Origin of the sequence: Aquabacter cavernae, assembly GCF_003993795.1 — a bacterium.
In the GTDB taxonomy this organism is placed as follows: Bacteria; Pseudomonadota; Alphaproteobacteria; order Rhizobiales; family Xanthobacteraceae; genus Aquabacter; species Aquabacter cavernae.
Window position 1 is genome coordinate 227,890 of the sequence record NZ_RWKV01000001.1, and the last position, 12,202, is coordinate 240,091.

General features: G+C 65.4%; 9 protein-coding genes and 1 pseudogene. 1 reads left to right on the forward strand and 9 read right to left on the reverse strand.

Annotation, left to right across the window (positions count from 1 at the left end):
• Nucleotides 1-123: 123 nt before the first annotated feature.
• The 4 genes from EJJ38_RS01070 to EJJ38_RS01085 form a co-directional block, all read right to left on the reverse strand.
• The gene (locus EJJ38_RS01070) at nucleotides 124-1,224 is read right to left on the reverse strand and encodes an HNH endonuclease family protein (protein ID WP_127088256.1); all 1,101 of its coding nucleotides are present in this window, start codon (nucleotides 1,222-1,224) and stop codon (nucleotides 124-126) included.
• Between the two features lies 1 nt (nucleotide 1,225).
• Nucleotides 1,226-3,553, reverse strand: coding sequence for an AAA family ATPase (locus EJJ38_RS01075; protein WP_127088257.1), 2,328 nt, complete (start codon nucleotides 3,551-3,553; stop codon nucleotides 1,226-1,228).
• A 63-nt stretch (nucleotides 3,554-3,616) separates the two neighbouring features.
• Nucleotides 3,617-5,068, reverse strand: a complete 1,452-nt coding sequence (locus EJJ38_RS01080; RefSeq protein ID WP_127088258.1) for a hypothetical protein — start codon at nucleotides 5,066-5,068, stop codon at nucleotides 3,617-3,619.
• A 60-nt stretch (nucleotides 5,069-5,128) separates the two neighbouring features.
• Nucleotides 5,129-6,841, reverse strand: coding sequence for a phospholipase D-like domain-containing protein (locus EJJ38_RS01085; protein WP_164738363.1), 1,713 nt, complete (start codon nucleotides 6,839-6,841; stop codon nucleotides 5,129-5,131).
• Nucleotides 6,842-7,232: 391 nt separating this feature from the next.
• Here EJJ38_RS01085 and EJJ38_RS01090 point away from each other — a divergent pair, with 391 nt between their 5' ends.
• On the forward strand, nucleotides 7,233-8,291 hold the full coding sequence (locus tag EJJ38_RS01090) for a DUF2252 family protein (protein WP_127088260.1): 1,059 nt from the start codon (nucleotides 7,233-7,235) through the stop codon (nucleotides 8,289-8,291).
• Nucleotides 8,292-8,349: 58 nt separating this feature from the next.
• On the opposite strand, the gene EJJ38_RS01095 is transcribed toward EJJ38_RS01090, so the two are convergent.
• The 5 genes and pseudogenes from EJJ38_RS01095 to EJJ38_RS01110 form a co-directional block, all read right to left on the reverse strand.
• Complete coding sequence (locus EJJ38_RS01095) at nucleotides 8,350-8,535, reverse strand: hypothetical protein (RefSeq protein WP_127088261.1); 186 nt, start codon at nucleotides 8,533-8,535, stop codon at nucleotides 8,350-8,352.
• 253 nt (nucleotides 8,536-8,788) lie between these two features.
• Entirely contained in the window at nucleotides 8,789-9,694 is a 906-nt protein-coding gene (locus tag EJJ38_RS20840) for a branched-chain amino acid ABC transporter permease (protein WP_338021837.1), read from the reverse strand.
• A 138-nt stretch (nucleotides 9,695-9,832) separates the two neighbouring features.
• Nucleotides 9,833-10,711, reverse strand: a pseudogene (locus EJJ38_RS20845) (branched-chain amino acid ABC transporter permease); the annotation flags it as partial.
• 1 nt (nucleotide 10,712) lies between these two features.
• Complete coding sequence (locus EJJ38_RS01105) at nucleotides 10,713-11,423, reverse strand: ABC transporter ATP-binding protein (protein ID WP_127088263.1); 711 nt, start codon at nucleotides 11,421-11,423, stop codon at nucleotides 10,713-10,715.
• Nucleotides 11,416-12,171: an ABC transporter ATP-binding protein gene (locus EJJ38_RS01110; RefSeq protein ID WP_127088264.1), complete on the reverse strand. Its 756-nt coding sequence runs from the start codon at nucleotides 12,169-12,171 to the stop codon at nucleotides 11,416-11,418. Before EJJ38_RS01110 ends, EJJ38_RS01105 begins: the two co-directional genes overlap by 8 nt.
• Nucleotides 12,172-12,202: the final 31 nt, after the last annotated feature.

The following is a 12,202-nucleotide window of genomic DNA, read 5'->3' on the forward strand; positions in this document are numbered from 1 at the left end:
CGCGGATCGAAACCACCAGACGGAGCGGTTCAATCTTGAGGTGACGTGGTCACTCCCTCAGGGGAGTGCGAATCGAAACATCTACAAGCTTCGTGAGATCATCGGCAAAAGCTGGTCGCTCCCTCACGGGAGCGCGGGCGGCACAGGTGGCTGCAACTCAGTCTTGAAGGCCTCTATCCAGCTTCTGGAAAGCGAGGAGAAGGGGGCGTCCGGTGCCGCCATCTGGCGGATTTCCGCCAGGGTGCGGCCCGCATGCGCCTCCAGTCGCTCGACCGCACGGTCGCGCAGGAGCGCTGCGTCGTCGTCCAGCTTGAGCGCGCCAAGCTCTTCGGCGGTGCGGGCGAGGGTGATGACGGTGTCGCCCAGGAATTCGAGGCGCCGCAGGATGCGCGTGCGCTCCTGGACCAAGGCGAGGCGGTTGAGGCCGTAGACCTGGATCGAGACCGCGCCGCGCACGCTGATGCCCGCGGCTCGTGCGTCATCTTCGATCTTGGAGACTTCGTGCGAATAAGACGGGAGCGCACCCGTCCCGATCGCACCGACGGGGGCGGCGAACACGACGCCGATGGGCTTCTCCGTTGCCCCTCCCGCCCCCCTGCGCGGGATATTGAAGCGCAGGTGCTGGCTGGGATCGTCCCGTTCCGAACACGGGTCCAGCAGCAGCGGCTCTTCGCGTTGGAGGGCGATCTCCATCTCATGGGCGGCCGGTTCTCCGGTCACCCGCACGCCGCTGACGGGGAAGCAGGTTTCCTTCCCCGTCCTGAGAGTCCTCATGCCCTTCTTCTGCTGCATATCCAGAAGGCCGCTGAGACTGGAGAGGCTTTCGGGGGTCTGCTGATAGCGGCGCCGGTTGCAGTCGAGGCAGCTCGGCAGAAGGTTGGTCCAGGTGGCGGCCAGCCACCAATAGCCGGAATGCGCTTTGTCGCGGTCCAGCCCCTTCTTCGGCCGGAAATGCTCCACATCCACGGGCCCGCTGACCTCGTAGCGGGCCTCGCAATAGGCGCACTTGCCGTGAAAGAGGGTTTCCAGCGCATGCCGCACATCGTCACCCTTATAGGCGCTGAATGTGAAGCTAGCCGACGCCTTGGGCGCAGGCGCGGCTGCGTCTGTGTCCGTCGATGGCCGGAAATGATGGCGGGCACGGTCCAGCTCCTTGGGCCCCGGCGATGTCGCTCCCATCAGGCTCGCGGGCACGGGAACGGACATGCGGTTGACCTTGCGCATGCTACAGGCCCTCCAGAGCCGCGATGATCCTTTCGCGGGTTTTGGCGTTCAGCTCGCTGATTTCGCTGGGTCGCTTGGTCCGACGCTCCGCCAGATGAAGCTCCACGGCTTCCTGGACGATGCGCTCCACCTCGGTGGAGCCCACGGGCAGGGCGCGGGTGATCTGTGCCTTGATGGCGGCGCGCGCGTCCTGCAGCTGAGTGTCGTCCGGCGATATGCCGCCGCTCGCCTGTCGCGCCAGCGCATCCCCGAACCGCGCCAGGGCGCGCTCCGTATCGGGGGCATCGGTGGAGAAGAGCTGGAACAGGTCTGAGGTCAGCAACTGCTCGATGGTCAGGGTTCCGATGGCGGGAAGCTCGTCCAGTTGCTCCACATATTCGGGCAGGTCGTCGTCACCCGCGCCGGGGCGCAGGCTGCGCCGCAGGACCATGACCTCGCCGGACGAGAGCCCGCGCAGGCAGAGCGGATCATGGGTGGTGACGATGAAGGTCACATTGGGCAGGGCCTCGCGCAGGCCCTGCAGAATGCGCATCTTCCAGCGCGGATGCAGATGGGCTTCCACCTCGTCGATCAGCACCACGGCCCGGGCCTTGGCGAGCGACGCGCTGGTGGCGCCCTGCGCATCCAGCAGGCCGCTCATGATATCGCAGGCCATGCCGAGCACCGCGCGGAAGCCGGATGAGACCGAGATGAAGGGGGTTTTCACGGTGATGGGATCAGCGCCCGGCCGCGCCGTCCGTGTCACCAGATAGCAGTCCTTTCCGGTCTCGCCGACCTCGATCACATCCACATCCTGGTCGATGGCGAGGACATATTTCAGCGCGCGTGCCACCTCGCTCAAGGTGGGCGTGCCCTTCAGGGATGCGAGCCATTTTTCCGGGTTCGGCAGCACATAGTTCGGCTCGAACAGTGACCGGATGACCGAGGACGGGCGATCCTTCTTGTCGGCTTTCAGGAACAGGCGGAAGGCGCCATAGGCGAACACCGGCAGCGTCGGCACTGGATCGCCGTTGCGCTCCGACATGCCACCCACGTCGATGTCGAGCGTGCGCGTCCGGCCTTCCTCATAGGTCACCTCGACGCTCGCCTGCTGCGGGGCGCTCCGCTGGGTGTTTCCCATGAAGGCGGGATCGAGGATGAAGTGTTGGGTATCCGGTGTCAGGTCGTCCCGGACGCCCTGGCTGCAAAGCCCCAGGGCCATGGCTTCGAGGATGGAGCTTTTGCCGGCGGCGTTTTCCCCGAGAATGACGAGGGCCGGAGCAAGCGACTGCCTGTCCTCCATGGACACCGCATCGGTCTGGCCCGGAATGTCTACCTTCAGCTCCTCCAGCGCCTTGAAATGTCGGATGTGAAAGGAGCGCGGTCTCAAGCCTTCGCTGGCATATGGCGTGGGCGGCGGACTTCCCTGGCGTATGATCTGCTCGGGATTGGCGATCAGGTCCGTAACGATACGCCGGACCCGATCTGCGAATTCAGGCTGGTGTCGGCGCCGGGCATAGTAACCAGCGATCCGATGCTGTGAGAGGGTGGGGCGTTGCCCGCCGCCGCCGCCGAGCTTCCTGGCGATCTGATACAGCAGAAGGAACCATCCCCCGCCATAGGGCATGTCTTCGAACGCGAAGAGGCTGGCGAAGGTGAAGCGGAAATCGTCCGTGGTCATCAGCTTGGCGAGGTTCGCCTCGAATGCCTGCCGGCGGCTATGGATCAGATCCTCGCGCTGGAGGTGAAAATGCGAGATCGTGAAACTGCCGCGGTCCGTGAGCGCGACCAGCCCTCCGTCCGGGAGGGCCGCCAGATGCTTGCGGAAGTCTTCCGAACCGCACGGATCGAGCAAGAGGGGGCGCTCGTTCAGCTTTCCGGCCCATGTGCCCGCCGGATAGCGCGCATAGGCCTCCACCTCCTTTGCGGTCGGTAAGGCGCAGCGGCGCCCAATCACGGGAAAAACGGAAGCTTCCAGCGGCTCGCAGCGCTTGCAGATGCTGTAGATGTTCTGCCAGGAATTCGCGAGCCACGTATAATAGAGATGACCGCGATGGGCATCGCCCCTCGGCGCGCTCTCCGCCGGGCCGGCTTCTTCGGTCGGCCGGAAGCGGTAGGCGCGGGCGCGCGTCGGGCTCTCACAGAACGCGCAGCGGTTTCGGAACAGGCGCCTCAGGGATTCGTCCAGCTCGGGATCGCGCAGCGCATACTGGGCCATGCTGAAGCGCGTCTGAGCCGATAGACTTTCCTCGGTCAAAAAGATGTCCCGCAGGGCAAGCCGCGCCTCCGCCGTGCGGCTATCGGACAGGCAGGCCGGGGCGGGCTCGGTATCGCGATCGAATGACAGCATCACTCTCCCCCATGGCGACGAGGCTGCGCGGCCTCCCGCGAGCCGTGTTTGCCGGCGCCCGTCCTAGCTCGCCCCGTTTGGACGACCGGGAAGGCCATTGGTTGCGATCATGCCGCCGGTGTCGGCATTGCCCCAGAGGTCGCCCTCGGCCTCAAGGCGCAGGTTGAGCCCCCGGCGCAGCGCGTCCACCGGCGTGCCGGGCGAGGCATCCTGCGGGCGTATCCAGTAATCATTGTGCGTGAAGCGAAATCCGGGCTGCGGCAGTTCCAGATCCATCACGCCCGGCCCGAACAAGGGGGCTACGGGCCCGGAGATGATGTCGCCGCAGGCGACGAACCGATGGGGCTGGTAGACATTCGTCCAGACCGTGGGGCCATAGACCGCCCCGTGGTGGGGAATGGCGGCGCCGCCGGTTCGATACGAGAATTTCGGCGGCTTGCGGGTTTCAAGCTTGGGCGGGCAGGTGGGGATCTCGCGGCGCGCCTTGAACAGCTCCAGCTCTCCCGCAGTCCGTGCCACCAGGATATCCGCCTTGCTGAGAGGCGAGCCGAGCGTCACGAAATCCGTGACAAGCCAGGGAGAAATACCTTCCGACCAGCCGGCCCGCAAAGCCGCGGCATAGGCGCGTTGTGCCGTTCGGAACGCCGCGCGTCCGGCCGGATCACCGGGCGCCTCGAGAAGCTGGCCGGCGGCCTTCTCCAGTGCGGCCAGGGCCGCGACGGCAGGCGAGCCGTCCGCATGCGCGGCCTCCCACCGCTCCCGCGTCACGCGCCCGAAGGCGTGGTGCAGGATGTCGAGCCCTATGGCCGAGCCCAGGCTGTGGCCCACCAGAATGATGCGATCATAGTCCCCGGTGGCGGTGAGGCGCTCGATCACCTGGACGCCCGCGCGCATGATCTTCTGGCGCGCGTCCACATTATCGGGGTTCGGACTGAAATAGCGGGCCGCGTCGCCTGCGACCGGAGCCAGCCAGGACGCGGCGAAGAGCGACAGGAAAAAGGATACCGCTGCAAGACCGGCGGCCCACCCCTGGGGTATCCAGCGCTCGGCCACCTCGCCGGGAAGCATGGCCGCGCCGGCAAAAAACAGGCAGAGGGCGAGGAGCGCCAAGCCGACGAGCCAGGCCCAGAGCAGCGATCGCGGCACGGAACTCGGCCATCTCACGAAGAGCGAAACGAGCCAGCCGACGACCCCGTGCACGGTATTCCCGCGCATGAGATGGGCCCAATAAAACTCAAAGAAATCCACGCGGCGCTGGGGCTCGCCTTTCCAGTATCGGGTCGTGACGCGCCGCAGTTCGAAGCTGTCATTGATGGTGTCGGGCTTGGCATAGACTTCGGCGTCATAGCCATCCACGAGGCGACGGTCGGCGCACCAGGCCGCTTCGACAAAGCCCCACAGGGTTCCCATGGGTCGCTGCTCGCCCATGCCGTGGATGAGGACGATGGCCGTCTTGGGCTTGCGTCCGCCGGCTTCGGCCTGTGGCGGCAAGGGGTTGTCCGTGGGCTCATCCATGCCTGTCTCGATGTCCGTCTTGCGGGGCCGGTCGCCGGCGCTGCGGGGAGGTTTTCGCGGCTAATTGGGTGAGGTGGGGAAGAAGAGTTTCCGGCGCTTCGACTTCATGCGGGTGGGTCCGAAATTCGGCTCCACCCAGGCGGCGGTGGGATCCAGGAAGATGGGCTCCTGCCCCTCCTTGCCTTCGAGCGCGAGCTTGTTCGCGATGTTCCTGAAATAGAAATGCCGGAATATCCGGTCGAACTCCGTCATGTAAATATCTGCGACCCGCGTATCACCGCGAATGAGCAGCATGTTCTCGTCATTATTGACGAGGGAGTTTTTCGAGAAGTTTGCCGACCCGGAAATGACCAATGGATCGTCGGACAGAGGGTCGATGAGAAGGATCTTCGTGTGAATGTAAAAGACGTTGCCTTCGTAGCGATAATGGCCCTCGTCCAGGAACCACTTGTCCAACTGCCACCCGGGGATCTTCGCGCGTAAAGCGAGCTTGCCGAGGGCGGCGCCGTTGGCGATCTGGAGGTCCCGGTCCGTGGAGAGGAGCGTCTCCGCGTCCCCTTTCAGCGGCTTTTCCAGCAGGATGTAGCGCAGGAAGGCCGCATCCTTGGCGAAGACCTTGGCGAGCGTCGCGTTGACGCCGAAGGCGGCGGTGAACATCACCGTCTGCTTGGCCTCGGCGATCCGCTGGGCGTACCAGTCCAGCAGGCGGTCATTGGGCCGGGGGCTGAACAAGGGCGTGACGGAGCCCATGGGCGGAGGCCCGTCCGGCGCGGGCGTTTCCGTGTCGGTCCAGGCGCGCAGCGCGTTCCATTCCGCATCGTCCGCGAGCTGCTTCCAATAGTTCAGATAGGTGGCGGCAATGGCGGCGTCCCGCACGATGTGGCCCACATTGCTCTGCCCCAGGAAGCCGGACGGGGTGAAATTGACCGAGCCCGTCCAGACCGCGACGCGGCTGGGATCATCCGAGAGGCGCACCATGAATTTGTTGTGGGGAATGTCGTTGCGCCGGGTGCGGGTGCGCAGGATCTTCTTCGGCAGGCGGGCGGCCTTGATGGCCTTGGCATTGGCTTCCGTCGCCTGCGTCGGCTCGCGCTTGCCTTTCCGCGTTTCGTCCCCCGCTTCATAGACGATGGCGAGATCGACGCCGCGTTTATGGGCATCGGCCAGGGCGTTCAGGATGGGTGCGTAGCTGAACTCATATGCGGCGACCCGCAGGGTTTCGCCCGGCAGCGTGCCGTCGATGAAACCGAGCGCCGCTTCCAGCAGACCGCGCGACAGCCACTTCGTGGTGGGATCCTGGGGATCATTGGCGTCTTTGGGCGGCTGGTTTCCGAACTTGTCGGCGAAAGCCCGGCTGGCGATGGCGCCGCGATTGAAATAGACCGCATGGGAGCCGACATCTTCGTCTTCGGTCGTGATCCGGATTTCCAGATCCTTGCCGTAACTCAGATTCTTGGGCGTTCCATAGACCGGGCGGATAATGAAGCTGTAGGTCCGTCCCGGCTTTGCGGAATAGTCGCCCCACAGGAAACTCTGAAACGGGTGCTCAAGGCACGAATATGTCTGCCCCGAGATCGGCTGCGGCACCACGTCCTGGAAGACTTTCTGGCCGCGCAGCCAATAGGACTGGCTTTCCGTGTCGTCCGTTCGCTTGATGGCGAAGCCGAGCAAGCCTGTGCGCGTGGCCTTGTCCGCATCCATGGCCAGCAGGACCACATGGCTTCCCGCGATCGCCCGCACGTCCAGACCGTCACCGCTTGACTGTGCCCGCATGCCAGCCTCCCCAACTCCCGGTTGGTAGTCTAGTCGCGGTTCAATGCAATCGCGAGATGTATTGTGACTGCGCGGGCAACTTGTTTGCGCGGCGGGAATACCCGAAAGGCAGGCGGAGTTTTCATTAGGAAGCCGTCTAAATGAAACGCTTTGGCGTTCGTATCGCGCAAGCGGGCGGTGGGCAGTCATCCCTCTCCTTCTCACACCCGAGGGTTGAATGGGGCGTGCGAGTATGCCCCAATCCCCGTCGTGCGGCCGGGCAAAGGCGGGAGGGGGCGGTGGACAGGATCATGGCCATCAGGCATGGCATGGCATCGCCGGCGTCTTCCGGCGGGTCGTGCGTGAATGCGCTGTCCTGCGATCGCGCCAGCTGCATGGGCGGAGAGCGATGATGGGCATCATCGACGATGTCGCCGACTATGAAGCCTGGCTGCGGACGCAGTGCGCCGTGGTGGAAGGCGGACTGAAGACGAAGCACAAGCGCATGGCCAAGAACAGCCTCATGTTCTTCCGCGCCACATGCTTCCGCTTTGCCCGCCAGCTTGCCTCCATTGTGCCGGATCTCGCGGAGGCGCCGGCCGTCATCAGCGTCGGCGACGCGCATATCGAGAATTTCGGAACCTGGCGGGATGGAGAGGGGCGCCTCGTCTGGGGTGTTAACGATTTCGACGAGGCGGCGCGCCTGCCTTACACGTTCGATCTCATCCGCCTCGCCACCAGCGCGCGCCTCGCCGACACCCTGCCCATTTCGGCGGGGGACTGTGCGAAGGCCATCCTCAAGGGATATGGCGCGGGCCTGCGGAACCCGGCGCCGTGCTTCGTCACTGAGGATGCGCCCTGGATGGTGCGGCTCGTGGCGAAGGCCTCCATGAAAGCGCTCCCGCTCAGTCATGATCTGGAGGATCTCAAGCCCACCACACCGCCCGAAGAGGTGAAACGGCTGCTTCTGGCGCGGCTTCCGGAGGGGGCGAGCGTGGAGCTTTTCGGTGCCTGGCAGAAGGGCGGCGGCTCCCTGGGGCGCCCCCGCTTCGTGGCAGCGGGCACCTGGACGTGCGGTCCCGCCGTGCGCGAGGCCAAGGCGCTGGTCCCGTCCGCCTGGGAGTGGGCGTCCGGAGCCGGGACGGGCGAAACGCTGTTCAAGCAACTGGCGGAGGGGAGATACCGGTCCCCCGACCCGTTCCTGGATGTGGCCGAAGGCTATGTGGTGCGTCGTCTTGCGAACGACTCGTTCAAGATCGACCTGTCCCACACCACGGCGCGCGCCTACGGCGCCTCATTGTTCCGCGCCATGGGGGCGGATCTGGCGGCCGTTCATTTGGGCGAGAGCGGGCAGGGGACGGACATACGGGCACATCTCGATGCCCAGCGCGAGGATTGGCTGCATCGGGCGGCCCAGCGTGTCGCCTCTTATGTGGAGAGGGATTTTGCGGATTGGGTAGAAGCCTATTGAAGAGGCCGGGTGCCTGCCGGGGTATTGTGTCGATGGGCTGGTGAGCGAACATGGCAGGTCAGAATTTCAGCGAGACCGGAGCGGTGAAGGCGTTCTGGCCGGTGTCGTTCACCTGCAGCCTTGCAAGGTCGGAGGACAGCACCGTGCCGCCGCCGGTGAAGGTCACGAAGCCCGTGCCGGCAACGGCGCCCGTGAAGGCGTAGGTGCCGGAACGGTTGTAGATCAGGTTGGCGTCGTTCAGCACGTCGCCGGAGATGGGGGCGGCGGTGCCGCCGTCGCCCAGTTGCAGCGTGCCGGCCGAGATGGTGGTCTGGCCCGTTTAGATGTTGGACCCGGCGAGGATCAATGTCCCCTCGCCGGTCTTGGTGGGGCCTCCCGAACCGCCCACCGCGCCTGCCGGGGTGAAGGAGCCGGTGGCCTCGAGCACGTCCATGCGCGTGGATATGAGGAGCAGATCTTCGGCCTCCTCAGTCCAGGAGTGAATCCCGGATTCCTCCTCAAGCCGGGGGCGTTGAGAGTTTGCTTTCCCCATGGGACGCACCGGCATTCAGCTTGCCGGAGCGTTTCATCAGGTCGCTGCTCCAACCCTGTATCTCGCCCACGATCCCGCGCCGGAACACCAGCACGCAGATGATGAAGACCAGTCCCTGGATGATCGTCACCCAGGCGCCGAACTGGGCGAGGTAGTTCTGCAGGCCGGTGATGAAGAAGGCGCCGACCACCGGGCCCAGCAGCGTGCCAAGGCCGCCGATGAGCGACATGAGCACCACCTCGCCGGACATGGACCAGAACACGTCCGTGAGCGAGGCGAGCTGGAGTGCCAGGGCCTTCGTGGCCCCCGCAACGCCCGCGAGCGTCGCGGAGAAGACGAACAGCATGAACTTGTAGCGGTTCGCCTCATAGCCCAGCGAGACGGCGCGGGGCTCGTTGCCCTTCACCGCGGAGAGGACACGGCCGAAGGGCGAGTGCACGATCCGCACGATGGCCAGATAGACCAGGGCGAACATGGCCAGCACGAAATAGTACATGGTCATGTCGCTGGAGAGGTCGATGAGGCCGAACAGGTGCCCGCGCGGCACGCTCTGGATGCCGTCCTCGCCATTGGTGAAGGGCGCCTGGAGACAGAAGAAGTAGACCATCTGCGCCAAAGCCAGCGTGATCATGGAGAAGTAGATGCCCTGGCGGCGAATGGCGAGGCCGCCAATGGCCGCCCCGAGCCCGCCCGAGACCAGAGCCGCCGCGAGGATGGAGAGCTCCGGATTGAAGCCCCACTGCTTGGCTGTGTAGGCGCTGATATAGCTCGCCATGCCGAAGAAGGCGGCGTGGCCGAACGAGAGCAGGCCGCCATAGCCGATCATCAGGTTGAAGGCGCATGCGAACATGGCGAAGCACAGGGCCTTCATGAGGAAGATGGGATAGACCGCGAAGGGCGCCACCGCGAACACCGCCAGCAGCACCGCGAGCGGAATGCCCAGCGTCTTCAGGTTGCCCCGCTCGGACCGTGCGTGGCCGTTGTCCGCCTGCGCCGCCCCGCCGGTTTCCTTGCCGAACAGGCCCGCCGGCTTCACCAGAAGCACGAAGGCCATGACGAGGAAGATCACGGTGCTGGATGCCTCGGGATAGATCACCTTGGTGAGCCCTTCGAGGATGCCGAGCCCGAAGCCGGTGACCACCGAGCCGAGGATGGAGCCCATGCCGCCGATCACCACCACGGCGAACACCACGATGATGAGGTTGGAGCCCATGAGCGGGTTCACGGAATAGATGGGCGCGGCCAGCACCCCCGCGAACCCCGCAAGCGCAACGCCGATGCCGTAGGTGAGCGTGATGAGCACGGGCACGTTGATGCCGAAGGTGCGCACCAGAGTGGGATTCTCGGTGGCGGCGCGCAGATAGGCGCCGAGCCGGGTCTTATCCACCGCCAGCCACACGCCGATGCAGACCACCACGGACGCCGCCACCACCCACAGCCGGTAGATGGGCGCATAGAGGATGCCGAGGTCCAGGCCGCCGGTGAGGATCTCAGGGACCGCGTAGGGCATTCCGGAGACGCCGTAGAGCTGGCGGAAGAAGCCCTCGATGAGCAGCGAGATGCCGAACGTGAACAGCAGGCCGTACAGGTGATCGAGCTTGTACAGGCGGCACAGCATGGTCCGCTCGATGATGATGCCGACGATGCCCACCACCAGCGGGGCGAGCAGCAGCGCCCACCAGTAGCCAAGCCCCAGATAGGTGAGGCTGAGCCAGGCCACGAACGCACCCATCATGAACTGCGCGCCATGGGCGAAGTTGATGATGTTGAGCATGCCGAAGATGAGCGCCAGCCCCAGGCTGAGGATGGCGTAGAAGGCCCCGTTGATGAGGCCGAGAAGGAGCTGGCCCGACAGCGCGGCCAGCGGAATTCCGAACAGCGTGGCCATGTCAGACCCCCAGATAAGCTTGAATTTCGGGCATGCGCCGCGTGACATCGGAGGCCGCCACCTCGTCCACCACCTTGCCGTGCTCCACCACGTAGTGGCGGTCGGCCACCTTGGCGGCGAAGCGGAAGTTCTGTTCCACCAGCAGGATGGTGAAGCCGCGCTGCTTGAGGCTCAGGATCACCTCGGCGATCTGCTTCACGATCACCGGGGCGAGGCCCTCGGTGGGCTCGTCCAGCAGCAAGATGTTGGCGCCGGTGCGGATGATGCGGGCGATGGCGAGCATCTGCTGCTCGCCGCCGGAGAGCTTCGTGCCCTGGCTGGAGGCGCGCTCCAGCAGCCGGGGGAACAGCCCGTAGACTTCCTCGTCCGTATAGCCCCCGGCCTTCAGGCGCGGCGGCAGGCGCAGATTCTCGGCGACGGTGAGCGAGGAAAAGATGCCCCGCTCCTCCGGGCACAGGGCGATGCCGAGGCGTGCGATGCGCTCGGAGGGCAGGCGGATGGTCTCCGTGCCCGATACGCGGATGGAGCCCTCCCGCTGGCCGAGAATGCCGATGATGGCGCGCAGCGTGGAGGTCTTGCCCGCACCGTTGCGGCCGAGCAGCGTCACCACTTCGCCGGCGCGCACCGACAGGTTCATGCCGTGCAGGACGTGGGATTCGCCGTAGTGACCGTGAAGGTCGCTGATGACCAAGAGATCGGACGTGTCAGGCATCCACCCCTCCCATATAGGCTTCGATGACGGCCGGATGGCGGGAGATCTCCTGGTAGGAGCCCTCCACCAGAACCTGGCCGCGGGTGAGAACGGTGATGCGGTCCGACAGCTCGGCGACCACGTGCAGGTTGTGCTCCACCATGAGGATGGTGCGCCCGACCCGGATCTTCTGGATAAGGGCGACGATCTGGTCGATGTCGCCGTGGGCCATGCCGGCCATGGGCTCGTCCAGGAGCATCACCTCCGGCTCCAGGGCGAGGGTGGTGGCGATCTCCAGGGCGCGTTTGCGGCCATAGGGCAGGTCGCCCGCCGCCACGTCCGCGAAGGCGCCGAGGCCCACCATGTCCACCAGTTCCCGGGCGCGCGGCAGGTCTCCGTCGAGGCGCCGTTCGCTGCTCCAGAAATTGAAGGAATTCCCGCCCCGTGCCTGGAGCGCGATGGCCACGTTCTCGATGCAGGAGAGCTGCGGGAAGGTGGAGGAGATCTGGAACGAGCGGACGAGGCCGAGCCGTGCCACATGGGCCGCCGAGAGGGCGGAAATGTCCCGTCCGTTGAACAGGATGGAGCCGCGTGTCAGCGGCAGGAAGCGGGTGAGGAGGTTGAAGCAGGTGGTCTTGCCTGCTCCGTTGGGGCCGATGAGGGCGTGGATGGACCCGCGCTCCACGGAGAGATCGACGTCATCGACCGCCTTGAAGCCCCGGAACTCCTTGGTGAGGCCCTTCGCCTGAAGAACGATGCCTGCGCTCATGAATGGTCCTCGTGCATGCGGGCGCGCGCCG